General features: G+C 74.6%; 26 protein-coding genes and 1 other RNA gene. 17 read left to right on the top strand and 10 right to left on the bottom strand.

The genetic code is table 11. The features are described 5' to 3' along the window. Window positions 1-19: 19 nt before the first annotated feature. Window positions 20-1,171, bottom strand: coding sequence for an MFS transporter (locus tag FHS88_RS03015; protein WP_184481128.1), 1,152 nt, complete (start codon window positions 1,169-1,171; stop codon window positions 20-22). Window positions 1,172-1,280: 109 nt separating this feature from the next. Here FHS88_RS03015 and FHS88_RS03010 point away from each other — a divergent pair, with 109 nt between their 5' ends. Next, window positions 1,281-2,498 carry a type VI secretion system contractile sheath domain-containing protein gene (locus tag FHS88_RS03010; protein WP_184481126.1) on the top strand — a complete coding sequence of 406 codons (1,218 nt, stop codon included), beginning with the start codon at window positions 1,281-1,283 and terminating at the stop codon, window positions 2,496-2,498. Window positions 2,499-2,610: 112 nt separating this feature from the next. Here FHS88_RS03010 and FHS88_RS03005 read toward each other — a convergent pair whose 3' ends face one another. Both FHS88_RS03005 and FHS88_RS03000 read right to left on the bottom strand, forming a co-directional pair. Further along, complete coding sequence (locus FHS88_RS03005) at window positions 2,611-3,024, bottom strand: DUF4214 domain-containing protein (protein WP_184481124.1); 414 nt, start codon at window positions 3,022-3,024, stop codon at window positions 2,611-2,613. A gap of 54 nt (window positions 3,025-3,078) precedes the next feature. Beyond that, window positions 3,079-3,519, bottom strand: a complete 441-nt coding sequence (locus FHS88_RS03000; protein ID WP_184481122.1) for a nucleoside deaminase — start codon at window positions 3,517-3,519, stop codon at window positions 3,079-3,081. Window positions 3,520-3,621: 102 nt separating this feature from the next. On the opposite strand from FHS88_RS03000, the gene FHS88_RS02995 reads away from it, so the two are divergent. After that, a complete protein-coding gene (locus tag FHS88_RS02995) occupies window positions 3,622-4,143 on the top strand; it encodes an MbcA/ParS/Xre antitoxin family protein (protein ID WP_184481120.1) in 522 nt (173 codons plus the stop codon). After that, window positions 4,140-4,817 (top strand): RES domain-containing protein, encoded by a 678-nt coding sequence (locus tag FHS88_RS02990; RefSeq protein WP_184481118.1) that lies wholly within the window; start codon window positions 4,140-4,142, stop codon window positions 4,815-4,817. The genes FHS88_RS02995 and FHS88_RS02990 overlap by 4 nt, the downstream gene beginning before the upstream one ends. Before the next feature lie 187 nt (window positions 4,818-5,004). Here the strand turns inward: FHS88_RS02990 and FHS88_RS02985 are convergent, their stop codons facing one another. After that, window positions 5,005-5,181: a hypothetical protein gene (locus FHS88_RS02985; protein ID WP_184481116.1), complete on the bottom strand. Its 177-nt coding sequence runs from the start codon at window positions 5,179-5,181 to the stop codon at window positions 5,005-5,007. A 139-nt stretch (window positions 5,182-5,320) separates the two neighbouring features. On the opposite strand from FHS88_RS02985, the gene FHS88_RS02980 reads away from it, so the two are divergent. Next, a complete protein-coding gene (locus tag FHS88_RS02980) occupies window positions 5,321-6,721 on the top strand; it encodes a L,D-transpeptidase scaffold domain-containing protein (RefSeq protein WP_184481114.1) in 1,401 nt (466 codons plus the stop codon). A gap of 118 nt (window positions 6,722-6,839) precedes the next feature. Here FHS88_RS02980 and FHS88_RS02975 read toward each other — a convergent pair whose 3' ends face one another. Then, window positions 6,840-7,529, bottom strand: a complete 690-nt coding sequence (locus FHS88_RS02975) for a substrate-binding domain-containing protein (protein ID WP_184481112.1) — start codon at window positions 7,527-7,529, stop codon at window positions 6,840-6,842. A gap of 182 nt (window positions 7,530-7,711) precedes the next feature. On the opposite strand from FHS88_RS02975, the gene FHS88_RS02970 reads away from it, so the two are divergent. Continuing rightward, window positions 7,712-9,385, top strand: coding sequence for a M3 family oligoendopeptidase (locus FHS88_RS02970; protein ID WP_184481110.1), 1,674 nt, complete (start codon window positions 7,712-7,714; stop codon window positions 9,383-9,385). On the opposite strand, the gene FHS88_RS02965 is transcribed toward FHS88_RS02970, so the two are convergent. Then, window positions 9,386-10,360, bottom strand: a complete 975-nt coding sequence (locus FHS88_RS02965) for a Bug family tripartite tricarboxylate transporter substrate binding protein (RefSeq protein ID WP_184481108.1) — start codon at window positions 10,358-10,360, stop codon at window positions 9,386-9,388. 169 nt (window positions 10,361-10,529) lie between these two features. Here FHS88_RS02965 and FHS88_RS02960 point away from each other — a divergent pair, with 169 nt between their 5' ends. From FHS88_RS02960 to FHS88_RS02945, 4 genes are all read left to right on the top strand, one after another. Then, on the top strand, window positions 10,530-11,102 hold the full coding sequence (locus FHS88_RS02960) for a TetR/AcrR family transcriptional regulator (protein WP_184481107.1): 573 nt from the start codon (window positions 10,530-10,532) through the stop codon (window positions 11,100-11,102). Continuing rightward, a complete protein-coding gene (locus tag FHS88_RS02955; protein ID WP_184481105.1) occupies window positions 11,099-12,139 on the top strand; it encodes an efflux RND transporter periplasmic adaptor subunit in 1,041 nt (346 codons plus the stop codon). Before FHS88_RS02960 ends, FHS88_RS02955 begins: the two co-directional genes overlap by 4 nt. Then, window positions 12,136-13,404 carry an ABC transporter permease DevC gene (devC, locus tag FHS88_RS02950; RefSeq protein WP_184481103.1) on the top strand — a complete coding sequence of 423 codons (1,269 nt, stop codon included), beginning with the start codon at window positions 12,136-12,138 and terminating at the stop codon, window positions 13,402-13,404. The genes FHS88_RS02955 and devC overlap by 4 nt, the downstream gene beginning before the upstream one ends. 247 nt (window positions 13,405-13,651) lie before the next feature. Then, window positions 13,652-14,338 carry an ATP-binding cassette domain-containing protein gene (locus tag FHS88_RS02945; RefSeq protein ID WP_184481101.1) on the top strand — a complete coding sequence of 229 codons (687 nt, stop codon included), beginning with the start codon at window positions 13,652-13,654 and terminating at the stop codon, window positions 14,336-14,338. Between the two features lie 68 nt (window positions 14,339-14,406). Here the strand turns inward: FHS88_RS02945 and nth are convergent, their stop codons facing one another. Then, window positions 14,407-15,051 carry an endonuclease III gene (gene nth, locus FHS88_RS02940; protein WP_246419389.1) on the bottom strand — a complete coding sequence of 215 codons (645 nt, stop codon included), beginning with the start codon at window positions 15,049-15,051 and terminating at the stop codon, window positions 14,407-14,409. A 111-nt stretch (window positions 15,052-15,162) separates the two neighbouring features. Between nth and FHS88_RS02935 the strand changes: the two genes are divergently transcribed. Then, window positions 15,163-15,672 (top strand): DUF2244 domain-containing protein, encoded by a 510-nt coding sequence (locus FHS88_RS02935; protein ID WP_184481099.1) that lies wholly within the window; start codon window positions 15,163-15,165, stop codon window positions 15,670-15,672. Between the two features lie 190 nt (window positions 15,673-15,862). Here the strand turns inward: FHS88_RS02935 and FHS88_RS02930 are convergent, their stop codons facing one another. After that, window positions 15,863-16,165: a hypothetical protein gene (locus FHS88_RS02930; protein ID WP_184481097.1), complete on the bottom strand. Its 303-nt coding sequence runs from the start codon at window positions 16,163-16,165 to the stop codon at window positions 15,863-15,865. Continuing rightward, entirely contained in the window at window positions 16,162-17,085 is a 924-nt protein-coding gene (gene nudC, locus FHS88_RS02925) for an NAD(+) diphosphatase (RefSeq protein WP_184481095.1), read from the bottom strand. Before nudC ends, FHS88_RS02930 begins: the two co-directional genes overlap by 4 nt. A gap of 122 nt (window positions 17,086-17,207) precedes the next feature. Here nudC and ffs point away from each other — a divergent pair. From ffs to FHS88_RS02890, 7 genes are all read left to right on the top strand, one after another. Then, window positions 17,208-17,300: signal recognition particle sRNA small type (ffs, locus tag FHS88_RS02920), an RNA gene on the top strand. 51 nt (window positions 17,301-17,351) lie between these two features. Further along, the gene (locus FHS88_RS02915) at window positions 17,352-19,271 is read left to right on the top strand and encodes a DNA polymerase III subunit gamma/tau (RefSeq protein WP_184481093.1); all 1,920 of its coding nucleotides are present in this window, start codon (window positions 17,352-17,354) and stop codon (window positions 19,269-19,271) included. A 17-nt stretch (window positions 19,272-19,288) separates the two neighbouring features. Beyond that, entirely contained in the window at window positions 19,289-19,612 is a 324-nt protein-coding gene (locus FHS88_RS02910) for a YbaB/EbfC family nucleoid-associated protein (protein ID WP_184481091.1), read from the top strand. Window positions 19,613-19,626: 14 nt separating this feature from the next. After that, window positions 19,627-20,223 (top strand): recombination mediator RecR, encoded by a 597-nt coding sequence (recR, locus tag FHS88_RS02905; protein WP_184481089.1) that lies wholly within the window; start codon window positions 19,627-19,629, stop codon window positions 20,221-20,223. A gap of 209 nt (window positions 20,224-20,432) precedes the next feature. Beyond that, entirely contained in the window at window positions 20,433-21,233 is an 801-nt protein-coding gene (locus FHS88_RS02900; protein WP_184481088.1) for an alpha/beta fold hydrolase, read from the top strand. Then, window positions 21,233-23,608: a hypothetical protein gene (locus FHS88_RS02895; RefSeq protein WP_184481086.1), complete on the top strand. Its 2,376-nt coding sequence runs from the start codon at window positions 21,233-21,235 to the stop codon at window positions 23,606-23,608. The genes FHS88_RS02900 and FHS88_RS02895 overlap by 1 nt, the downstream gene beginning before the upstream one ends. Then, window positions 23,605-24,501 carry a protein-L-isoaspartate O-methyltransferase family protein gene (locus FHS88_RS02890; protein WP_184481084.1) on the top strand — a complete coding sequence of 299 codons (897 nt, stop codon included), beginning with the start codon at window positions 23,605-23,607 and terminating at the stop codon, window positions 24,499-24,501. Before FHS88_RS02895 ends, FHS88_RS02890 begins: the two co-directional genes overlap by 4 nt. Before the next feature lie 114 nt (window positions 24,502-24,615). On the opposite strand, the gene FHS88_RS02885 is transcribed toward FHS88_RS02890, so the two are convergent. After that, the gene (locus FHS88_RS02885) at window positions 24,616-24,795 is read right to left on the bottom strand and encodes a hypothetical protein (RefSeq protein WP_184481082.1); all 180 of its coding nucleotides are present in this window, start codon (window positions 24,793-24,795) and stop codon (window positions 24,616-24,618) included. Window positions 24,796-24,916 lie beyond the last annotated feature (121 nt).

Below are 24,916 nucleotides of genomic sequence, written 5' to 3'. Positions count from 1 at the left end.
CGCGCCCCCGGCCGCCGCCTCAGCGCGCCGGCATCCGCGCCAGCCAGGCCGCGAGCCAGGCCGTGAGCACCGCCGCCCCGGCGAAGACCGCGCCGTAGCCCGCGGCGTGCAGCACCGCGCCGAAGGCGAGCGCCCCGAGGCTCTGCCCGAGGAACAGCGCCATCGCGAAGGCCGAGACGGCGGTCGCGCGCGCCTCCGGGAGCGCCTCGCTCGCGCGGGCCTGCAGCACGCCGTGGAACATGTAGAAGGCGCAGCCCATCGGCACCTGCAGCAGCGCCACCGCCCACCAGCCCGGCGCGGCGGCCGTGCCGGCGAGCGCGACCGCCAGCCCCGCCCCGCCCGCGGCGACAAGCCCCCTCTCCCCGAGCCACGCCACCAGCCGCTTCGCGAGGCGCGTGTAGAGGAAGGCGCCCAGCCCGAATCCCGCCACCACCAGCCCCGCCCTCCCCGGCGAGAGCCCGAAGCGTTCGATCAGGAAGGCGCCCACGAAGGGAAAGGCGCCGCCGAACAGCGCCGCGCCGTCGAGCGCCGCCGCCGCCATCAGCCGCCGCCCCGCCGGCGCGCGCAGCAGCACGAGATACTGCCCGAGGCCGAGCCCGCGCCCGCGTCCCGCCGCCGCCTCCGCCGGCGCGCGGCGGACCATCAGCCCCCCGACCAGCAGCGCCATCGCCGCGAGCAGCAGGAAGGAGGCGCGCCAGCCCGCCACCTCCGCCACCACGCCCGAGAGCGGCCCGACCAGGAGCTGCGCCATCACCATGCCGGTGAGGAACCGCCCGATCGTCGCCTGCCGCTCGGCATAGGGCACGGCGTCGCCGATCCAGGCGATGGCGAGCGGAATCACCGCCCCCGCCACAAGGCCGGTGGCGGTGCGCAGCACGATCATCGAGGACAGGTCCCAGGCCGCCGCCGAAGCCGCCAGCCCGAGACCGTAGAGCAGCAGCGCGATCGCCGCGACGCGCAGCTTGCCGTAGCGGTCCCCGAGCGGCCCGGTAATGAGCTGCCCCGCCCCGTAGGCCAGGCTGAAGCCGGCCACGACCGGCGCCACCGCCGCCACGCCCACGCGGAAATCGGCGGCGAGCAGCGGCAGCAGGGGGTCCATCAGCCGCATGCCGCCGCCCGCGGCGAAACCGGCCAGGGCGAGCAGCGGGAGAAGGGTGAGGTCGGCGCGCACGTGCCGCCCATGCAGCCCCGCGGCGCGCCGCCGTCAAGCCGGCGCCGGTCCCGGCTGCGCCGGGCGCGGGAAACGGGCTAGCCTGCCCCGCGCCGCATCGGAGGCCGCCATGACCGGGACGCCCGAGGATCCGCTCGCCGCCGTGCTCGCCGCGACCGAGGCGGCACGCCCCGCCCCCGCGCGCGGCGGGGAGGCCGAGGCGCTGCGCAGGCTCGACGCGATGATCGCGCTGACCCTCGCGGCGATCCGCAACCACCCGCGCTTCGTCGCGCTGGAGGCCGCCTGGCGCTCGCTGCACCGCCTCGTCGGGCAGCAGCGGGAGGCGCCGTGCCTCGTCAGGATCCTGCCGCTGACGAAGCGGGAACTGGTGCGCGACCAGCGCGCCGTGCAGGACCCGGAGGATTCGGACCTCTGCGCCCTGCTCTGGCACGAGGGGATGGGCTCCGGCACGCCCTTCGGCCTGCTGCTCGCCGACATGGACTTCGCCGCCGAGGCGGAGGACGTGCAGGCGCTGCGCGGCCTCGCCGCGGCGGGTGCGGCGGGCTTCGTCCCGGTCATCGCCCATGCCGCGCCGGCGCTGCTCGACCTGCCCGGCTGGGGCGCGCTGCCGGGGCGCAAGGACCTCGCCCGCGCGCATGACGGCCCGCGCCACATCGCCTGGCGGTCCCTGCGCGAGAGCGAGGAGGCGCGCTTCCTCTGCCTCGTCGCGCCGCGGGTGCTGGCCTCGGCGGGGGAGGGCGCGCCGCGCTGGGCCGGCGGCGGCTGGGTGCTGGCCGCGCGCATCGCCGCCGCCTTCCGCCGCGAGGGCTGGGCCCCCGGTATCGAGGGCGGCGAGGAGGGCACCGAAACCGGCCTGCCGCCCCTCGGCAGCCTGCCGACCGAATGCGACCCCGCCGAGGGCCAGGAGGTAAGCCTCGCCGCGCTCGGGCTGACGCTGCTGGTGCCGCGCGGGCCGGATCGCGCCGCGGTGCTGCTGGCGCCGAGCCTGCACCGCCCGCCGCGCTTCCACGCGCCCGGCGCGACGGCGGATGCCGCGCTGGCCGCGCGGCTGCCCTGGGTGCTCGGCGCCGGGCGGTTCCTGCATGCGCTCGCCCTGCGCGGGCGGCAGGAATTGCGGCGCGGGCGGGGAGCGGCCGCGGCGGCGCGGGCGCTGAACGCCTGGCTCGCGGGCTTCTGCGGCGAGGACGGGCCGCTGGCCGAAGCCGCTGCGGACCTGCCCGAGGCCAAGGGCCATCCGGGCGTGCATCTGCTCTCGGCCCGGCTCAGGCCGCGCCTGCCGCAGGGCACGCCGGTCGCGGCGCACCGCGTCATGCTGAACCTGCCATGAGGGACGGCCCGGCCCGCGCGGCGGGTCCGGGCCTGGACGATCGGGGGGCCTGCCGCTCCGCTTCCCGCATCGCGCGGGGCTGGCGGGGCGGCCGCGCGCCTCGGGCGCCGCGCTACCCCTGGCGCGTGGCCAGCGCCTCGATGGCGCGCGCCTGCTGCGCGGCCAGCGCGGCGAGCGTCTCGGCCAGCAGCCGCTGCGCCTCGGCCAGCGCCGCGGGGTCCATGGACGGCGCGGCCTCCCGCAGCGCCGCGAGGGCGGCGGCGATGTCGCCGCCTGCGGAGGCGCGTGCGGGCGCCGGGCCGCCGCCCTCCGTCCAGCGCAGCACGACGCCGAGGTTGCGCGCCTCCGGGCTGCCGGCGATCTCCTCGATGATCTGGCGGCGGCTGTCGGGCCGGCTCTCCAGCTTGCCGAGGTGGTGGCGATACCCCTCCTCGTCCGGCCAGCGGTTCAGGATCACCGTGTAGAGATTCACCACGAATTCGTGGTCGCTGCCGTCGAGCAGCTCGTTGCCGATGACCTCACGCATGGGGCGCCCCTGGCTGGTGTCGGGCCGGGATGAAGGGGGAGAGCGCGCGCCCGGTCAACGCCGCGCCGCGAAGAAGGCGCGCAGCAGCGCCGCGCACTCCGATTCGCGCAGCCCGCCCACCACCTCCGGCGCATGGTGGCAGGAGGGGGCGGCAAGCACCCGCGCCCCGTGCTCGATGCCGCCGCCCTTCGGGTCATAGGCGCCGAAGACGATCCGCTTGACCCGGAAGAAGGAGGCCGCCTGGGCGCACATCGGGCACGGCTCCAGCGTGACGGTCAGCGTGCAGCCGGGCAGGCGGGGGGAGCCGAGGCGGCGCGCGGCCTCGCGCAGCGCCAGGATCTCGGCATGGGCGGTGGGGTCGTTCCTGGCCTCGACCTCGTTGCCCGCGGCGGCGAGCACCGCGCCGGAGGCATCGGTGACGACGGCGCCGACCGGCACCTCGCCGCGCGCGGCGGCGGCCTCGGCTTCGCGCAGGGCGCGCTCGATGGGCGTCATGCGCAGCGATTCGCAGGCGCGCGGGGCGGGCGCAAGCATGGCGCCACGCCGCGCTTGAAAAGTCCGGATCCGGACGTCATGTTCCGAAGCGGAGGTGGTTCCATGATCCCTCGCCCGTCGCCGGATCAGGTGCCCGTCAGCCCGCCGCCGCTCGATGCGGCGCGCTTCGCCCCGGCCAACCGCCGGCGCCTCAGCGGGCCCGCCATGCGCAGCTTCGCCGCTATCGCCGACCTCTGGGGGCTCGGCGAGCAGGACCGGCTGCTGGTTCTCGGCCTGCCCTCCCGCTCCACCTATTACGGCTGGCTCCGCGGGGCGCGGGCGGGCGGCGCCTTCACCCTGCCCGCCGACACGCTGCTGCGCATCTCGGCGGTGCTCGGCATCCACAAGGCGCTGAGCATCCTGTTCGCGACCGAGGCCGAGGGCGTGCGCTGGCTGCGCGAGCCCCATGCCGCCCCGCCCTTCGGCGGCCAGCCGCCGCTCGCGCTGATCCTCGGCGGCACGCAGGACGGGCTGATGCTGGTGCGCCGTTTCCTCGACGCCGCGCGCGGCGGCCTGTTCATGCCGCCGGGCCCGGCGGACGCCGAGATCCCGCCGCTGGCCGACGAGGACATCGTGCTGGCGTGAGCGGGGAGCGCGGCACCGCGGCGCCGTCGCCCGCCTGGCGGCTCATCCCCTCGCGCTTCCCGCCCGTCTCCGCCTTCGAGCGCGTGGCGAGCGCGGAGGACCTCGCGGCGGTGATGGAGCTCGAGGGCTGGACGAATGACCGCCTGGTCGCGGAGCGCCTGGCGCGGCTGCCGCGCGAGGACTGGGTCTTCGGCCGGCCGAATGCCAGCGTGGTCATGGCCGCCTTCCTGCACGCCGCCCCGGGCGGCGGCCGCTTCAACGGCCCCGGGCTCGGCGCCTGGTATGCGGCAGCGGCCCTGACCACGGCGATCGCCGAGGTGGCGCACCACCTCCGCCGCGAGGCGGTGGCGCGCGCCATGACCGAGGCCCGCCGCACCTTCCGCTGCTACACCTGCCGCCTGGCCGGGGCGGATCATGTCGATCTCCGCGGCGCGCGGGACAGCCGGCCCGACCTCTACGCGCCGGCGAGCTACGCCGCCTCGCAGGCCTTCGGGGAAACGGTGCGGGCCTCAGGGCGGTCAGGCATCGTCTATGACAGCCTGCGCCATCGCGGCGGGACCAATGTCGTCGCCTACAGGCCCCGGCAGATCCTGGATGTGACCCAGGCCGACCATTACGACCTGATCGTGCCGGTCTCCGGCAAGGTCATCGCCCGGCGGCTGAGACAGGGCTGACAAGCAGAGCAAGGTTGGTGCGGCGCTTGGCCGCCCGGCTCGATGGGATCGGTCTCGCATCGAGGCGTCCGCGCGCCCCGGCGCGCAAGACGACGTTACCCGCGCGGTGACGGCGGGCTGCTCGTCCGCGACGCGGACGACGCGCAGGGCTGGCGGCGGCGGGGCATGCCCCGCCGCCTGATCAGGGTCAGCCGCGCGCGGGGGGCACCGGGGCCGGGGCCGGCGCGACCGGGGCGGGCGCCGGCGGCGGCGGCTCCGGCGCGCAGGCCGTCGCGGCGAGCAGCAGGAGGGGGGCCAGCAGGGCGAACACGGCGGACGGCCGGCGCAGCCCGGGGCGGGAGGTCATCTTGGAACCAGCGCGCATCTTGATCATCTCCATCGTGTCTTGCATCGCCATACAGGGACGTCGGTCGTGCATGGACACATGCAAAGTGAAGCGAGATTCTCACATGTGTGTCAAACGGCCTTTCGCCAAGGCCGCGGGGTTTCAAGGAGAGGACGTGGTGAGCGGGCGGGGTGACGCGACGGGGGCGGAAGGCCGGGGGGTGGGCGCGCCGGACGCATCCCCCGCGCCGCGGCGCCGTGCGCTGCTGCAAGGCGCCGCCGCGCTGGGCGCGACGCTCGGGCTCGGCGCCTGCGCCGGGGCGCCTCCGCCGCGCCCGGCGCCCGCAGTGCTGGCGCCGCGCAACGATGGCGAACTGGCCCATATCCTGGAAGGCGCGCGGGAGATCCGCGTCGGCGGCAAGGCGCTCGACCTCGACGCGCTGCGGCGCTTCTACGGGCGGCGGGGCTACCGGCCGGTCTGGGCCAGCCGCGAGGCGGAGGCCCAGGCCGTGGTCGAGACGGTGCTGCGCGCCGGCGCCCACGGGCTCGACCCCGAGGCCTTCCACGCCCCGCAGCTCCGCAGGATCGAGACCTTCTCGCCCTTGCGGCGCGAGATCCTGCTGACCGGCGCCGCGCTCTCCTATGCCGACGCGCTGGCGCATGGCGCCGTGCCCCCCGGGCGGCGGAAGCCCTTCGAGGCGCTGCAGCCCGGCACGGTGGACGTGGCCGAGGCGCTGCACGACGCGCTCTGGCGCCCCGACCCGGCCGAGGGGATCGAGGCGCTGGCGCCGCAGACGCCGACCTACCTCGCGCTGCGGGCGATGCTGCTCGCCCCGCGCCGCCCAGCGGTGGGGCGCGCGGCGGCCGCGGCGGCGGCGGAGCGGATCCGCAGCCTCAAGGTGAACATGGAGCGGGAGCGCTGGCTGCCGCGCCGCCTGCCGCCCGAGCGCGTGTGGGTGAACATCCCGAACCAGCGGCTGGTGTTCTATCGCGGCGGGGAGCCGGTCTTCACCACGCGCGTCGTGGTCGGCGAGGTGAACGAGCGCAACCAGAGCCCGGAATTCGACGCGCTGATCGAGGCGAGCTTCTTCAACCCGCCCTGGATCGTGCCGCGGGACATCGTCGAGGCGGAGATCCTGCCGCGCATCGCGCGCGACCCCGACTACCTCGCGCGCAACAACATGGTCATGCGCCCCAATGGCGAGGTCGAGCAGCTGCCCGGGCCCACGGCGGGGCTCGGCTACATCCTGTTCGACATGCCGAACCCCTTCGATGTCTATCTGCACGACACGCCGGACCGCTTCGTCTTCAGCCGCGGCAACCGGCAGATGAGCCGCGGGTGCATCCGCGTCGAGAACCCGCGCGAGCTGGCGGCGCTGCTCATGCGCCAGCCGATCGAGGCGATCGACGAGAAGATCGCGGATGGCAGCACGATCCGCACCAGGCTGCCGCGCCCGGTGCCGGTCTTCGTCACCTACCACACCGCCTTCCTCGACGATGACGGGACGATCCAGTTCCGCCCGGACTTCTACGCGCGCGACGCCGGGCTGATGCAGCGGCTCGGCACGGCGGAGGCGTGATGCCGGCGGGCGGCGCTGGCGTGGCGACCACGCGCGGGACCATGGGCTGATACCGAGCGGGCAAAGGACAACCCTTTGCCCGGCTGGCATCGGAAGCGCCCTCGCCGCGCCGCGCCTGTCATCGCCATCGCGGGAGCCCTTCCGCGCCGTGGGGCGCCTCCAGCCCCTTCGCCGCGAGCCGCTCCGGCGTGCACAGCCGCGCCACCGCATCGAGCAGCGCGGCGCCCTCCGCCGCGCCCAGGAAGGCGGCGCCCGCGAAGACGGCGATGGTCTGCGCGCCCTCGGGCAGCGGCCCGACCACCTCGATGCCGGGCACCTCCATCAGTTCGCTGACCTGCTGGATGGCGATCGCGGCCTCCCCGGCGACGAGCCGTTCCGCCGTGAAGCCCTGCGGGATCACCAGGGCCTTGGCGTTCACCTCGGCCGCGATGCCCAGGCGCTCGATCAGCCCGGCGAAGAAGATGCCGGATGCGCCGGCGCGCGAGTAGCAGAGCGAGGGCACCTCCAGCAGCAGGCGGCGCAGGGCCTCGACGCTGCCGATATCCGGGTGCGTCGCCCCGGCCTTCACCGCGAGGCCGATGCGCGAATGCGCGAGCGGCCGCGCCGTTCGGCCATCGAGCACCGCATCGGCGACGAGGGCGGCGACGGATTCGGCCGTCAGCACTGCGGCGTCGGCGCGCTCGCCCTCGCGGATGCGCGCCTCCAGCGCCTTGGTGGGGGCGGGGTCCATCCGCACCGGAGCGCCCAGCGCGGCCTCGAGCGCGGAGGCGGATTCGCGCAGCAGCCCCGCGAGGGCGAGCGTGGACATCAGGCGTGGCATGGCGGGCTCCGCGGTCTTCGCGGCGGCACTCTGCCGCGCGGCGGCGCGTCGCGCCATCGGCGCGCCTGACAAAGTGCGCCATCGGCGCGCCCGACACCGCGCGGCATGCGCGCGCTTGACGCTGCGCGCGCGGTCGCGCGAGGTGGGCGCATCACCGGATAGATGCCGCCATGACCCTTCGCTTCGCCGACATCGCAGCGCCGCGCCCGGACAGGGAGTCGCTCGCGGCCGCGCATGCGGCGGTGGCGGCGCGGCTCGATGCCGGCGACCGCGCGGGCGCGCTCGCGGCCTGGGACGCCGCGCGGCGCGACTGGGAGACGTGGTCGGCGCTGGTGCATCTGCGCTTCGCACAGGACACGACGGACCCCGCCGCGGTGGCCGATCGCGAATACGCCGATGCGCTCGCGCCCGAGGCCGCGACGCACGAGACGGCGCTGAAGCGGCGGCTGCTGGCCGAACCGGACCGCGCGGGGCTCGCGGCGCTCGCCGGCGCGCATGCGCTCGCGCTGTGGCAGACCGACATCACCGCCTTCGACCCCGTCATCGCCGCCGACACCGAGGAGGAGAGCCGCCTCGCCGCCCGCTACACGAAGCTGCTGGCCCGCGCGCGCGTGACGGTGCGCGGGCGGGAGGTGAATCTCGCGGGCCTCGCGCCCTTCGCCGAGGATCCCGACCGCGCGCTGCGCCACGAGGCCGAGGCCGCGCGCTGGGCCTGGTTCGCCGCCCATGGCGAGGAGCTGGACGCGATCTACGACGCGCTGGTGCGGCTGCGCACGGGCATGGCGCGCAAGCTGGGCGACGCCACCTTCACGCCGATGGCCTATCGCCGGATGCGGCGGCTCGACTACGGCCCGGCGGAGGTCGCGCGCTATCGCGAGGCGGTGGCGCGGCACGTCACGCCGCTGGTCGCGCGCATCCTCGAACGGCGCCGCGCCACGCATGGCTGGGACCGGCTGATGTTCTGGGACGAGGCGCTGATCGACCCCGCCGGCAACCCGAGGCCCGCCGGCGATCACGAGACGCTGGTGGCGGCCGCGCAGGAGATGTTCGCGCGCATGGATTCGCGCCTCGCCTCCTTCTACGCCACGATGCGGCAGGGCGGTTTCCTCGACCTGAAGAACCGGCCGGGCAAGGCGGGCGGCGGCTTCTGCACCGCCTTCCCGAATGCGGGCGCGCCCTTCATCTTCGCCAACTTCAACGGCACGCACGGCGACATCGGCGTCTTCACGCACGAGATGGGCCACGCCTTCCAGTGCTGGGAAAGCCGCCACCTTCCCGGCGTGGACTATCTCTGGCCGACCATGGAGGCTGCCGAGATCCACTCCATGGCCCTCGAATACCTCACGCACCCGCATATGGGGCTGCTGGTGGGCGAGGATGCGGCCGAGCGCTACCGGCGGATGCACCTGACGAACGCGCTCGCCTTCCTGCCCTATGGCGTCTGCGTGGACCATTTCCAGCACGAGGTCCACGCCAACCCCGAGGCGAGCCCCGCCGAACGCCACGCCATGTGGCAGAGGCTCGAGCGGCTCTACATGCCCTGGACGGACTACGGCGACCTTGCGTATCCCGCGAAGGGCGGCCGCTGGCAGGCGAAGCAGCACATCTACACCTCGCCCTTCTACTACATCGACTACACGCTGGCGCTGTGCGTCGCGCTGCAGTTCTGGGTGTGGTCGCGGCGCGACGCGCGCGCGGCGCTCGACGCCTATGTCGCGCTGTGCGGGCGCGGCGGGTCCATGCCCTTCCAGGGGCTGGTCGCCTCGGCGGGGCTCGTCTCGCCCTTCGCCGAGGGCGCGCTGGAGGCGGCGGTGGCCGAGGCGGCCGGAATGCTCGGGCTGTAGTCAGCCCGGGCGGATGTCGTTCTCCCGCACCACCTGGCCCCAGCGCGCCCAGTCCTCCTCCAGCACGCGGGCATAGGCGGCGCGGTCGCCGCCGGCCGGCACCGCGCCGAAGCCGCGGATCCGCTCGATGATGTCGGGCTCGCGGATGACGGCGTTGAGCTCGGCGTTCAGCCGGTCGAGCAGCGGCTCCGGCGTGCCGCGCGGCGCGAGCAGCCCGCCCCAGAAACTCACGGCATAGCCCGGCACCGTCTCGGCGAAGCTGGGCACGTCGGGCCAGGCGGCGACGCGCTCGGCGCTCGTCACCGCGATGGCGCGCAGCGTGCCCGCCTGGAGTTGCGCGCGCGGGGTGAAGAGCCCGTCATGCGCCACGTCCACCTCGCCCCGCATCAGCGCGGTGATGGAGGGCTGGTTGCCGGTATAGGGCACGAAGGTGACCTCGATGCCGGTCCGCCGCATCAGCAGGATCATCGCGAGGTGGTTGATCGCGCCGGTGCCGGGATGCGAGACGGTCAGCCGCCCCTGCCGCTCGCGCGCGAGCGCGAGGAACTCGGGCACCGTGCGCGCCGGGAAATCCGGCCTGCTGATCAGCGCGAGCGGCGCGTTCTGCGCGAGGAAGACGGGCGCGAAGGCCTGCAGCGGATCGAGCGCGGTGGTCCGGTTGACCAGGATGGCAAGCAGCGTCGAGGGCGAGGTGTAGAAGAAGGTCGTGCCGTCCGGCGCGGCGCGCGCGACGTGGTCGGCGGCGACGATGGTGCTGCCGCCGGGCCGGTTCTCGACGATGATGCTGGCCCCGCCGAGGCGCTCGGAGAGTTTCTGCGCGAGCAGCCGCGCCATGATGTCGTTCGCGCCGCCGGCGGCGAAACCCACCACGAAGCGCATGGTCCGGCCCTGCCAGGGCTGGGCCTGCGCGCCCGTGGCGGCGAGCAGGGCGGGCGCGGCCAGCAGCGCGGCGCGGCGGCCGATGGCGTCGGACATGGCGTTCCTCCGGGTTGTTCCGTCGCCAGACTAGAGCACGTTCCAGCCGCCTGGAGTCCGCCGATCCCGCGGGCCTGCCCCCGCACGCCGCCATCTGCCCGCCCGCGAGGGTCCGGCGCGCCACCGGAACATTGACTGTACCGTCCGGACGGTACATATGCGCGCCGCCATGGACGCCCCCGCCCCGCCCCCCGATGTCCGCACCCGCATCCTCGACGCGGCCGAGCGCATCGTGCAGGCGCGTGGCGTGAACGGCCTGACGCTCGAATCCGCGGCGCGCGAGGCCGGCGTCTCCAAGGGCGGGCTGCTCTACCACTTCGCCTCCAAGGAGGCGCTGATCGGCGGGATGCTCGACCGCCTCGCGGCCTTCATGGCGGAGAGTTTCGACGGCTGCGTGGCCCGCCAGCCCGAGGGGCGCGGCCGGGTCGCCCGCGCCATGATCGCCTGGGCCTTCGGCGAGGAGGAGACCTCGCCCGGCAGCGAGCCGCTGGACCGCACCGCCGCCGTCTGCCTCGCGGCCTTCCACCACGACCCGGCGCTGCTCGACCCGATGCGCGCGGTGACGTCGCGCATCAAGGCGCAACTGCTGGCCGACGGCACCCCGGCAGGCGCGGCGCTGGCGATCCTGACCTCCACGGACGGGCTGTTCATGGCCCATGTCTTCGGCCTCTACCACCACACCGAGGCCGAGCGCGCGGCGCTGCGCGCGACGCTCGAGGCGCTGCTGGAGGCCGCGCCGTGACGCGCCGGCTGCGCCTGTCGCTCGGCCTCATGGTGCTCGGCGTGCTGGGCGGCGGCTATGCCGCCCTGACCCATGGCGGCGCCGAGCGCGCGCCCGCTCCGGCGGCCGCGCAGCCCGCCGGGCCGGTCGGCGTCGGCGCGCTCGGCCGCGTCGAGCCCGCCTCGCGCATCCGCACCCTCAACCAGCCTGGCGGGATGGCGGTGACGCGCCTCGACCGCCTCCTCGTGACCGAGGGCGAGACGGTGGCCGAGGGCGCGCTGCTCGCCGAATTCGCCGATGCGCCGCAGAAGGATGCCGCGGTGGCGCAGGCGCGCGCGGCGGTGGCCGAGGCACGCGCCAGCCTCGCGCGCATCCGAGCCGCCGCGCGGCCCTCCGAGATCGCGGCGCAGCGCGCGCGCATCGCCGCCCTCGCCGCGCAGGAGGATCTCGCGCAGCGCGAGGCCGAGCGCGCCGACCGCCTGGTGCCGACCGGCGCCGGCGCCGTGGCCGCGGCCGACCGCGCGCGCGCCACCGCCCTCCGCCTCGCCGCCGAGCGCCGCCAGGCGGAGGCGGAACTCGACAGCCTGCTCACCTCGCGCCCCGAGGACATCGCGCTCGCCGAGGCGCGGCTCGCCGCGGCGGAGGCCGCGCTCGCCAAGGCCGAGGCGGATGCCGCCCTCTCGCGCGTGCGCGCGCCCTTCGCCGGCACCATCCTGCGCATCATGGCCCGGCCCGGCGACCAGGTCGGCAGCGAGGGGCTTCTCGAGATCGCGGACCTGACGCGCATGGACGTGGTGGCCGATGTCTACGAGACCGACCTGCCCCGCCTGCGCCCCGGCGCCCAGGCCGAGGTGCTGGTGCCGGGCGAGGGCCGCCGCTTCGCCGCGACGGTGCGCGAGATCGGCTGGACCGTGCGCCGCCAGACCCAGGCCAACACCGATCCCGTCGCGGCGGTGGATAGCCGGACGGTCGAGGTGCGTTTGTCCCTCGACGAGGCGGGCAGCGAGGCGCTGCGCCGGCGCTCCAACATGCAGGTGCAGGTGGCGATCCGGCCATGAACGCGGTGACGAAGGCGGGGCTGCTGCCCTGGGCGCCCGAGAACACGGGCGAGGCAACCCCGGCGCAGGAACCGCCGCCGCGGCGCAGCGGGCCGGGCCCGCTCGCCTGGGCGCTGCTGCCCGCCCGCCTCGCCTGGCGGCAGTTGCGGGCCGAGCGCGCGCGCCTGTTCTCGGCCATGGCCGGGGTGATGTTCGCCGCGGTGCTGGTGTTCATGCAGCTCGGCTTCCGCTCGGCGCTGTTCGACAGCGCGACGCGCCTGCTCGCGGCGATGGAGGCGGAACTCTTCCTGATGAACCCGCTGACCACCGCCTCCTTCCGACCCGAGCCGCTGCCGCGCGCGCGCGCCCACCAGGCGCTCGCGCTGCCCGAGGTGGCGCAGGCGGTGCCCGTCTATCTCGCGCAATCCACCTGGCGGAACCCGGAGGACGGATCCCGCCGCGCCATCCAGATGATCGGCTTCGACGTCGAGGCCGGGGCAATGAGCTTCGAAGGGCTCGCCGCCTTCGCGCCCGCCCTGCGGCGCGTGGACGCGGTCGGCTTCGACCTCCGCTCGCGCCCCGAATTCGGGGATGTCGCGCGCCTCTTCGCCGAGCGCGGCCCCTTCGAGGTGCAGGTCGGCAACCGCATGGTGGAGGTGGTGGGCCTCGTCTCCATCGGCCCCTCCTTCGGGGCCGACGGCAACCTCGTGATGAGCGAGGTGAACTTCCGCCGCATGGTGCGCGAACGCCAGGCGAGCAACACCGACCTCGTCGCCATCCGCCTGCACCCCGGCGCCGACATCGCCGCCGCCCAGGCCCGCCTGCGCGAGATCCTGCCGCCCGACGTGACGGTGCTGACGCACGCCGAACTCGTCGCCCACGAACGCCACTACTGGGAGACGGCGACGCCCATCGGCTTCATCTTCGCCTTCGGCTCGGTGATGGGGCTGATCGTGGGCATGGTGATCGTCTACCAGATCCTGTTCAGCGACATCGCCAACCACCTGCGCGAATACGCGACGCTGAAGGCGATCGGCTACTCCAACGGCTACCTCTCCCGCGTGGTGATGGCCGCGGCGCTGATCCTCGCCGTGATCGGCTTCCTGCCAGGGGCGGCACTCTGCGTCTGGCTCTACGACGTGGTGGCAGGGGCGACCTTCCTGCCGCTCTCCATGACCCTCGAACGCGCCGCCATGGTCTTCGCGCTGATCTTCGGCATGTGCGCCGCCGCAGGCCTGCTCGCCATGCGCAAACTGCGCGACGCCAGCCCGGCGGACATGTTCTGATGCGGGTCGGCGCGCGCGGCTTCCGGGGAGGGCACTGCCCTCCCCGGACCCCACCCGCCAAGGGCCGAAAGGCCCTTGGAACCCGATACTTGGGCGGCAGGACGGAGGGGCACCGCGCGCGCGCTGTGCCATGCGGTCGTTCCACGCCCCTCCGTCCCGCCGCCCAATCCGTGGTTTCCAGAGGCCCTTCGGCCTCCGGTGGGGGGAGGTCCGGAGGGGGGCGAAGCCCCTCTCCGCGAGCCGCGCCATGACCGACCCCATCCGCATTTCCGGCCTCGGCTATGCGTATGGCGAGGGTGAGTTGCGGCGGCCTGTCCTGCGGGACGTGGCGTTGCATGTGCGTGCGGGCGAGGTGGTGTTGCTGACCGGCCCTTCGGGTTCGGGCAAGACCACGCTGCTGACGCTGATCGGTGCCTTGCGGGCGATGCAGGAGGGATCCTGCCGCGTGCTCGGGCGGGAGTTGATGGGCGCGTCCGAGCGCGAGCGCGTGCGGCTGCGTCGTTCGATCGGCTTCATCTTCCAGAACCACAACCTGCTCGGCTTCCTCACCGCGCGGCAGAATGTCGCGATGGCGCTCGAGATCGAGGCGGCGATGCCCGAGCGCGAGAGGCTGCGCCGGGCGGGCGAGATGCTCGCCGCTGTCGGGCTCGAGGGGCACGAGGACAAGCCGCCGGCGCGACTTTCGGGCGGGCAGCGGCAGCGCGTGGCGATCGCGCGCGCGCTGGTCGCGTGCCCCGGCCTCGTGCTGGCGGACGAGCCGACGGCCGCGCTCGACAAGGTCTCGGGCGCGGAGGTCGCGCATCTGCTGCGCGACATGGCGAAGTCCCGCGGCACGCCGATCCTGATGGTCACGCACGACCCGCGCATCCTCGACATCGCCGACCGGGTGGTGGCGATGGAGGATGGCCGCATCGTGGAGGAGGCGGGGGCCTGATACCCTGCGGACAAAGGATCGGCCTTCGTCCGCAAGGATTCGGTTCCGAGCGCGGCCGCCTGCCTGCATCACGCGGGCGGGGCTAGCACCTTGTCGCGGTAGTTGCAGAAGGCGCGCGCGACGCAGCGCCAGCATTCCGGCGCGCGCGCCTTGCACACGTAGCGCCCGTGCAGGATCAGCCAGTGATGCGCGTCGCGCAGCAGCTCGGGCGGGCAGCGCTTGACGAGGCGCTCCTCCACCTCGCGCGGCGTCTTGCCGGGCGCGAGGCCGCAGCGGTTGCCCAGGCGGAAGATGTGCGTGTCCACCGCCATGGTGGACTGCCCGAAGGCGACGTTGAGCACGACATTGGCGGTCTTGCGGCCGACGCCGGGCAGGGCTTCCAGCGCCTCGCGGTCGGCCGGCACGGCGCCGCCGTGCTTCTCGACCAGTTCGCGCGAGAGGGCCGCGACGTTCCGCGCCTTGGCCTGCCACAGCCCGATGGAGCGGATGTAGGGGCCGATGCCCTCGGCCCCCAGCGCGGCCATGGCGGCGGGCGTGGGCGCGGCGGCGAAGAGGGCGGGGGTGCAGCGGTTCACCGCCGCATCCGTCGTCTGCGCGGAAAGGACCACGGCGACCAGCAGGGTGAAGGGGTCGTGGTAGATCAGCTCGGTCTGCGGCGCCGGGTTGGCGGTGGCGAGGGCGCGGATGAAGGCCTCGGCCTGGGCGGGCGGCATCAGCCGGGCGCGGCGCGGGGTGCGGGCCGAGCCGTGGTCGGGCCTGGGCGGGCGGGTCTTGGCGGATGGCATGGCTGGTCTCGGCGCGATCCTGGCCTATGTTCGGCGGCGATGGCAGCCCCAGCCGAGCCCGTCCTGTTCCAGGCCGTCTGCACCCCGCCGCGGTCGCTCACGCCCCGCGCCTTCCGGGTGCTGGCGGGGCTGCTCGGCCTGGCCGGGGGGGTGGTCGCGCTGCTGTTCCTGGTGCTCGGGGCTTGGCCGGTGCTGCCGATCCTGGGCCTCGAGGTCGGCTTCGTGCTGGCGCTGGTGGCGCTGCATGCGCGGCGCTCGGCCCGGACGGTCGAGGTGGTGATGCTGACGCCGGGGCGCCTCAGCATCACGCGCACCGATGCGCGCGGGCGGCGGGAGGAGATCGGCCTCGACCCCTACTGGGCGCGCGCGGTGCACCAGGAGAATCCGGCCCATGCCGGCGTGCTGCTGCTGGAAAGCCGCGGCCGCAGCGTGGAGATCGGCCGCCACCTGACGGCGGAGGAGAAGGCGGCGCTGCGCCGCGCGCTGGCCGAGGCGCTGGCCGCCGCGCGCCGGCCGGATTTCGACAATCCGCAACTGCGCGCGGGCTGATGCCGCCGGGCGCAAGGCCCGGGGATGCGACCGCGGGAAGGAAGGCTGGTCCCGGGCGGAGGGCGGCCGAAGCCGCGCGCGCCGCGCCTGATTCCAGCGGGGGAAAGGTCAAACCCTTCACACGCTGGTATGGCGCGGGGCTGGTGGGGCGGCCGCGCGCGGAACCAGATCCTGCTTTGCCCGCAGGGTATCAGAAGGTGCGGCGGCGCAGCGGCTCGACGCCGCCGGCCGGCGCCGCGCCGCGCCGCAGCATGCAGGCGTTCCAGGCGCGCGGCAGCGCGTCCATCAGTTCCTGGCGCACCCGCGCATCCTGCGTGGGATTGACCCCGCCCGTCTGGGCGCTGGCGATGCGGCGCACCTCGGGGTCGCGGGCCGCCTCCTCGCGGCAGGCGCGCCCGTCCGGGCTGTCGTCGCGCGGCAGGCTGTCCCACACCCCGCCCTGTTCGCAGGCGGCGAGGGCGATGGCGGCGAGGAGGGCGAGGGAGCGGATCATGCGTGCAGCCAGTCCTCGATCAGCCGGCGCGCGATCGAATCGGCGCGCGGCAGGGAGAAGCCGAGCGCCTGGTGGTCGCGGATCTGGGCCCGCGTGAACCAGCGCGCATCCTTGAGTTCCTCGGGGTCTATCCGGATCTCCTCCGACAGCGCCTCGGCGTGAAAGCCGAGCATGATGGAGGAGGGGAAGGGCCAGGGCTGGGAGGAGTGATACTGCACACGCCCGACGGCGATGCCGGCTTCCTCCATCACCTCCCGCCGCACCGCCTCCTCCAGGCTCTCGCCCGGTTCCACGAAGCCGGCCAGCGTCGAATACATGGTCACGTTGGGGAAGCGGTGCGAATGGCCGAGCAGGCAGGCGTCCTCGCGCACCACCAGCATGATCACGGCGGGGTCGGTGCGCGGGAAGTGCTGCGCGCCGCAACCCTGGCAGACCATGACATGCCCGGCGGAGCGCGGCTCGCAGCGGCTGCCGCAGACGCCGCAGAAGCGGTGCTTCACGCGCCAGTGCATCAGGCCGCGGGCATGGGCGAGCACCGCCGCCTCGCCCGGCGGCAGCAGCCCCGCGACCTGGCGGAGGTCGGTGAAGGCGCCCATGCCCTCGGGCAGCAGCGGCAGCGGGTCGTCGGCGTGGGAGCAATCCACCGCGAAGACCGGGCGGCCCTCCCACAGGCCGAGGAAGGCCCAGGGGCCGTCGGCCATGCGCACCGCCTCGGCGGCCTCGCCGGTCAGCAGCACGGCTTCCGGGTGCCCCTCCGCGACGCCCTTCATCAGGCTGCGCGCCCGCCAGACGGGGACGAAGAGCGTGTCCGGGTGGGTCAGCGCGGCGGCGATGAAGCCGGCATCCTCCCGCCGGTCGGCGGCGCGGTCGAGCGGGCTGCAGGTATAGGCGTTGGGACGGCTGGCGGGGATGGACAGCATGGGCCGCGGACCCTGCCACGCGGCCCCGCGCCCGTCCATCGGGGGTGCCCGCGGCCCGCGCCGCGCCGGGTGCCACCCCCCATTGGCGCGCGGGGTGCCGCGCATGATATGATGCCCTTGGAAGGTCGGCGGCGGACGGGCTCCCCGCCAACCCGGTCAGGTCCGGAAGGAAGCAGCCGTAACGGGTTCTCGCCCGGGTCGCTTGCCGGCCTTCCACCCCGTCTCGCCACCCCGGCCCGGAGCGGCCGCGCCGCCCCAGGGACAGCATGGCTTCCGACCTTCTCGGCTCCCCCGCATCGCACGAGACCGACGCGGCGCCCGAGGACGGCCTGCCCGAGCCCCCGCCGCCCGAAGGCCCGGGCCTGTTCGGGGAGCCCGCGCCGGCCGCCGCCCCGCCGCCCGCGCCCAAGGCGGTCGCCGCGCCGTCCGGCCCCTACCGGGTCCTGGCGCGCAAATACCGCCCGACGCATTTCGACGACCTGATCGGCCAGGAAGCCCTGGTCCGCACCCTGCGCAACGCCTTCGCGCAGGGCCGCGTGCATCACGCCTTCCTGCTGACCGGCGTGCGCGGCGTGGGCAAGACCACCACCGCGCGCATCATCGCCCGCGCGCTGAACTGCATCGGCCCCGACGGCACCGGCGGCCCCACCGCCGACCCCTGCGGCGTCTGCCCCGAATGCAAGGCGATCCTGGCCGACCGCCACCCGGACGTGGTGGAGATGGACGCCGCCTCCAACCGTGGCATCGACGATGTCCGGGAACTGAGGGAAGCCCTGCGCTTCCGCCCCGCCCAGGGACGCCAGAAGGTGTTCATCCTGGACGAGGTCCACATGCTGACCGACCAGGCCTTCAACGCGCTGCTGAAGTCGCTGGAGGAACCGCCGCCCTCGGTCACCTTCATCCTGGCGACGACGGAGCTGCGCAAGGTGCCGGTCACCATCCGCAGCCGCTGCCAGGTCTTCTCGCTGCGCCGCGTGCCGGTCGAGATGCTGCGCGCGCATTTCGCCCGCATCGCGAAGAAGGAGGCGGTCGAGGCCGAGCCCGAGGCGCTCGGCATGGTCGCGCGCGCGGCGGACGGCTCGGTGCGCGACGGGCTCTCGCTGCTGGATCAGGCGATCGGGCTCGCGGGCGGGGGCAAGGTCACGGCCGAGGGCGTGCGCGACATGCTCGGCCTCGCCGACCGCTTCATGGTCTTCGACCTGATGGAGGCGGTGATGGGCGGGGATATCGCCGCCGCGCTCGCCATCCTCGACCGCACGCACGAGGTGGGCGCGGATCCGCTGAGCGTGCTGCAGGACCTCGCGGAACTGACGCATCTGCTGACGCGCTTCCGCGCCGCGCCCGCGCTCAAGGACGACCTGTCGCTGCCGGAGGCGGAACGCACGCGCGGCGCGGCGCTGGCGATGCGGCTTTCGGTGCCGGTGCTCGGCCGCGCCTGGCAGATGCTGCTCAAGGGCATCGCCGAGGTGCAGCAGGAAGGCGTGGACCGGCGCGCGGCGGCCGAGATGGTGCTGATCCGCCTCGCGCATGTGGCCGACCTGCCGACGCCGGGCGAGATCGTGAAGCGGCTGACGCAGGACGGCGGCGGCGAGGCCGCGCCGCGCCCCGCGCCCGCCGGCGGCGGTTCCGGGCTGCGCGCCATGGCGGGCGGCGGCGCCGTCGCCTCCGCCGCGCCGGCCGCCGCCCCGGCCGCGCCGCAGCCGCGCGAATGGCGCGAGGTGGTGGCGCTCGCCTCCGGCGTGAAGCCGCTGCTGCACGCGCATCTGCTGCACGACGTCCATCCCGTGCGCGTCTCGCCCGGGCGTGTCGAGATCCGCCCGCGCCCCTCGGCCCCGCGCGACCTCGCCGCGCAACTCAGCGCGCTGCTGGCCGAACGCACCGGCGCGCGCTGGACCGTCACCGTCAGCAACGAGGAGGGCGAGCCGACGCTCGCCGAACAGGGCCGCAGCGCCGAGACCGACCGGCGCGAGGCCGCGCGCGGCCATCCGCTGGTGCAGGCCATCCTCGCCGCCTTTCCGGGCGCGACGATCGAGGCGGTGCGCGATGCCGGCGCCGACGATTACGGCCTGCCGCTCACCCCCGCCGCCGCCACCGCCGAACCCGACGACCCCGAGGCGCGCGACTTCGCCCCGCCCGAGGCGGAATCGGCGTGGGATCACGACGACGAACCCCCTTCCGACGACTGAATGAGGCTGACGACGCAATGAAGAACCTCGGCAACATGCTCAAGCAGGCGCAGCAGATGCAGGCGCGGATGCAGGAGATGCAGGCGAAGCTGGAAGCGACCGAGGTGGAGGGCGCCTCCGGCGGCGGCATGGTCAAGGTGCGCCTGACCGGCAAGGGCGACCTGCGCCGCGTGACCATCGACCCCTCCCTGATGAACGCGGACGAGCGCGAGGTGCTGGAGGACCTGCTCGTCGCCGCCCATGCGGACGCGAAGCAGAAGGTGGAGGCCACCATGGCCGAGGAGATGCAGAAGGCCACCGCCGGCATCTCCCTGCCGCCGGGGATGAAGCTGCCGTTCTGAGCCCCGCCGCGGGGATGATCGCCAACGATCCCATCGAGCACCTGATCGGGCTGCTCTCGCGCCTGCCCGGCCTCGGCCGGCGCAGCGCGCGGCGCGCCGTGCTGAAGATGCTGATGGACCCGGCAGGCCGCATGCTGCCGCTCGCCGAGGCGCTGCAGCACGCCGCGGAAGCGGTGCGGCCCTGCGAGACCTGCGGCAACCTCGACACCGCCTCGCCCTGCGGCATCTGCCGCGACGCCCATCGCGACCGGCGGCTCGTCTGCGTGGTCGAAGGCGTGGCGGATCTCTGGGCTCTGGAACGCGCCCACGCGCATCGCGGCACCTACCATGTGCTCGGCGGGCTGCTCTCGGCCCTCGGCGGCACAGGCCCGGAGGATCTCTCCATCGCGCCGCTGCTGCGCCGGATCGAGGAGGACGGCATCGAGGAAGTGATCCTCGCGCTCCCCGCCACCGTGGACGGCGCCACCACCGCCCACTACCTGACCGACCGCCTGAAACCGACCGGCACCACCGTCACCCGCCTGGCCCAGGGCGTGCCCATCGGCGGCGCGCTCGACGTGCTCGACGACGGCACGCTGGCAGCGGCGTTCAAGGCGCGGCGGCCGCTGTGACGGGGAAGGGCGTGACGCAGGGGGGCGCCGCCCCCCTGCACCCCCCGCCAGAGGCCGAAAGGCCTCTGGACACCGGGGATTGGGTTCCAAGGGCCTTTCGGCCCTTGGCGGGAGGGTGCGGGAGGGCAGAGCCCTCCCGCGTCGCGCCATCCCCCATCCCGCGCCGCCTCGCCCTGATCACCGCCGCCTGCGCCCTCGCCGCGCCCGCCTTGCGTGCCGCCGAGGTCGCGCGCTGGTTCCGGACGAGCGATGGCGTGCGGCTGCGGTATCTGGAGGCCGGGTCGGGCCGGGTGGTGGTGTTCGTGCCGGGCTGGTGCATGCCGGGGCGCATCTTCGCGCCGCAGATCGCGGCCTTGGCGCGGCGCTGGCGGGTGGTGGCGCTCGATCCGCGCGGGCAGGGGCAGAGTGAGGTGCCGCGCGACGGCTACGAGCCGACCCGGCGCGGCCAGGATGTGCGCGACCTGCTGGCCCATCTCGGTGGCGGGCGCGTGGTCCTGGCGGGGTGGTCGCTCGGCGTGCTGGATGTCCTGTCCTATGCGGACATGGCCGGGGATGGGCGGATCGCGGGGCTGGTGCTGATCGACAATTCGGTGGGCGAGGGCACGCCGCCGCCGCCGCGCCCCTCGCGCTTCTTCCAGAACCTGCGGCAGCGGCGCGATGCGACGGTGCGCGGCTTCGTCGCGGCGATGTACCGCACGCCGCAGGACGCGGCCTATCTCGACGGCATCGCGCGGGAGGCGCAGCGGATGCCGGTGGAGGCCTCGATCCGCCTGCTCTCCTATCCGCGGCCGCGGGAGTTCTGGCGGGACAGCCTCTATGCCGTGCGGCGCCCGCTCTACTACGCCGTGACGCCTCGGCTGCGCGGCCAGGCGGAGGCGGTGGCGCAGCGCCATCCGCAGCCGATGGTCGAGGTCTTCGAAGGCGCGGGCCATGCCCTGTTCGTGGACGAGGCCGCGCGCTTCAATGCGTCCGTGGAGGAGTTCCTCTCGCGCCGCGCGGCCTGGGCCTGATGCATTCGCTGGTCCCGCTGTTCCTCATCGCCGGCGCGGCGGTCGGCGTGGAGATCGCGCTGACGCGCTTCTTCGCCGTCGCCTCGTGGTCCGAGTATGGCTACTGGGTCATTTCCATCGCCATGACGGGCTTCGCCGTATCTGGCGTGGTGATGGTGATCGGGCGCGCGGTCTTCCTGCGCCATGCGCGCTGGCTGCTGCCGCTGCTGCCGGTGGTGATGCTGGCGGCGGGCGGCCTGGGCTGGATCGGCGTCACGCTGAACGGGTTCAATCCGCTGGAACTGCAGAACCCCGCCACCGCCGGGGCGCAGTTGTGGAACATCGCGCTCTACTACGCCGCGCTGTTCCCCTTCTTCTTCCTCGCCGGCCTCGCGGTGTCGCTCAACTTCGTCGTGCATGCGGGCGAGGTGGGGCGGGTCTATGGCTATGACCTGCTCGGCGCAGGCACGGGGGCGGTGCTCGCGCTCGGGCTGATGTTCGTGCTGCATCCCTTCGCGCTGGTGCCCGCACTTCTGCCGCTGCTCGCGGTGGCGGCGATGATCTCGGGCGGGACGGCCTGGCGCCTCGCCGCGCTCCTGGTGCTGGCGGCGACCGAGGCGGCGGTGCTCGCGCTCGCCGCGCCGCGGGTGAACGAGTTCAAGCCCATCTACGCGCCGCTCAACGTGCCCGAGAGCCGCGTGGTGGCCGAGGTGCTCTCCCCGCGCGGCGTCTATCTGCTGCTCGACAACTTCACCGAGCGCCTCGACACCGACGTCTCGAACAATGCCGGCACCATGGGCCTGCCGGCGCCGCCGCGCAGCTTCGGGCTCTATCGCGACGGGGCGCGCATCGCCGCCCTGCCGATGGGGCAGCCGGAGGCGGCGCATGCGCGCGCCGCGCTCGATGCCGCGCCCTATGTGCTGATCGACGCGCCGCGCGTGCTCGCGCTCGGCTCGGCGGGCGGGTTCCGGGCGGCGGAGGCGCTCGCGCTCGGCGCGGCGCGGGTCACGGTCATCGAGCCCGAGCCGGTGATCCGCCGCGCGCTCACGCACGGGCTCGGCCCCTCGCCGGCGCCGGCGCCGGATCCGCGGGTCCGCATCGCCGCGGCGCATCCGCTGACCGCGACGGGGCGCTACGACCTCGTGGACATCGCGGGGGATTTCCTCGGCGCCGACGAGCAGAACCGCACCGCCTACACGGCCGAGGCGCTGGCGGGCTTCCTCGCCCGGCTCGAGCCCGGCGGGATGGTCTCGGTGCCGATCGGCATCCGCGAACTGCCGGTCTATGCGGTGCGCGTGCTCGCCACGGCGCGCGAGGCGCTGCGCCTGGCCGGCGCGGCCGAGCCCGAGCGCCATGTCGCGGTGATCCGCAGCGCCTGGAACCTGCGCGTGCTGATCGCGCGCGAGCCCTTCGACGCGGCGCGCGTGGAGCGGCTTGCCGCCTTCGCGGATGAACGCTCCTTCGACCTCTCCTACGCGCCGGGCCTCGCGGCGGAAGGGCGCGAGGTGTGGAACGACCTGCCGCCCGTCTCGCTGGAGAGCGACACCGTGGACCAGGGCGGAGAGGCGCAGGACGCGGTGGCGCGGGAGGCGGCGCTGGTGCTGGCCGGCACGCCGCCCGCGGACGCCTTCGACCGCTCCCCGGTGACGGCGGACCGGCCCTGGCTCTCGCCGCTGGTGCGGCTGCCCTCGCTCGGCGCGGCACTCGCGCGCATCGAGATCCTGCCGCAGCAGGAGATCGGGCTGCTCGTGAATGTGGCGGTGCTGGCGCAGGCGATCCTGCTCGCGCTCGTGGTCTCGCTGCTGCCGCTGGCCGCGCGCGGCGCGCTCAGGGTGCCGGTGCCGGTGCTGGGCCGGGCGCTGGTCTATTTCCCCGCCCTCGGCCTCGGCTTCCTGCTGATCGAGATCGCCTTCATCGAGCATGCGGCGCTGCTGCTCGGCGACCGCACCTCGGGCTTCGCGCTGGTGCTGACGACGATGCTCGTCTTCTCGGGGCTGGGCGCGATGTGGGCGGGGCGGGTGCGCGCGCCGGGGCGCGCCCTGGGCCTGGCGGTGCTGGTGGCGCTGGGCTGCTCGGCGCTCGCGCTGCTCGGCGTGCGCGGGGCGGTGCTGGCGGCGCTCGACTGGCCCTGGGCGCTGCGCGCGGCGCTGCTGGTGCTGGCGCTGGCGCCGATCTCGCTCGCGCTGGGTTTCCCGTTCCCGCTCGGCCTCGACCGCTTCCAGCAGGAGGGGGCGGGGCTGCTGCCCTGGGCCTGGGCGCTGAACGGGGCCTTCTCCGTCGTCGCCACGCCGCTCGCCAATCTTCTCGGCCACGGCGCGGGATTGTCCTGGCTTCTGGCGGCGGGAATGTGTTGTTACGCTGCAGCGCTCATCGCCTGGCCGGGAAAACGACCATGATGCTCGACCGCCGCCCCCTCCTGCTCGGTGCGCTGGCCGCGCTGGCCGCGCCGCCCGCGCTGCGCGCGCAGGGCGCGGGCGCCTGGAATCGCGAGGCCTACCTTGCCGCGATGCAGGCCTCGGGCCGCGCCACGACCATCACCGAACAGGCCTTCGCCGCCATCCAGGCACGCAAGGCGACGGCGGTGCGGCGGATCGAGGCCTATCTGAACCAACGCTTCGGCCAGGCCGACCCTGCGGTGGTCCGCGGCTTCGAGGCGCTGCCGCGCGAATACTTCCACTGGAACTACGAAGGCCGGTCGAACGGCGCGGCGAACGCCTACGAAGCCGATCCGAAGCCCTGGGGCATCGGCTACGGCTCGGCGCTGTCGGACTATCTCGGGCAGGCCTACATGACCCAGGCCTGCCAGGCGAAGCCGGAGCATGTCGCACTCGAGATCGGCACCGGCTCGGGCTTCCAGGCGGCGTGGCTGTCGCGCATCGTGGCGAGGCAGTATTCGGTCGAGATCATCAACCCGCTCGGCACCGCCGTGCAGCGCATCTTCGCGCCGCTCGGGCTGAACAATGTCGAGACCCGCGTCGGCGACGGCTTCTTCGGCTGGCCCGAGGTGCAGGGCGGCTTCGACGTCATCATCGTGACCTGCGCCGCCCAATACGTGCCGCCGGCGCTGATCCAGCAGCTCAAGCCCGGCGGGCGGATGGTCATCCCCATCGGCCAGCCCTTCCGGCGCGGCCAGTTCCTCTACATCTACACCAAGGACGCGGACGGCCGGGTGCGCAGCCGCAAGGATGTCGGCGTCTATTTCATCCCGATGACGGGGGCGATGATGCAGCAGCCGCGCCCGCGCGACGCGGCCTCGCCCGAGCCCGCCCCCGCGCGCGAGGGCGGCTGAGGCGCCGCTCGCACCCCATGGGCCGCTGCCGCTTGCCCAGGCGCGCGGCTCAGGCCCGTGGTTCGAGCAGGCATCCTCACCCGACCGGGTGAGCCTGCCTGATCGGGCCCTGCCCTACGGCAGGCCGTGCAGCACCGCCGCGGCGATGATCCAGGCCGGCAGCGAGAGGCCGATGCCGGCGAGAATCCCGCCCGCGGCGTCGAGCGGCCGCCCGTCATCGGCCTGCAGGTGCCGGATGTCCCATAACGATGGTGCCTGGCCGGCCACGACCGGCCGGTCGTCCTGTCGGTTCATGCCTCGTCGCCCCCCCCGGCGCGATCCGAAACACCCCGATGCTGGATTCACGCATCCGTGTCTGCCAAGCGTCTGATGCAGGCGAGGGCATGCGGGCGCGCGATCCGCGCCGGCTTGTGGC

The organism is Neoroseomonas alkaliterrae (assembly GCF_014199195.1).
Lineage (GTDB): Bacteria > Pseudomonadota > Alphaproteobacteria > Acetobacterales > Acetobacteraceae > Neoroseomonas > Neoroseomonas alkaliterrae.
This window is presented reverse-complemented; position numbering and strand designations above follow the sequence as displayed.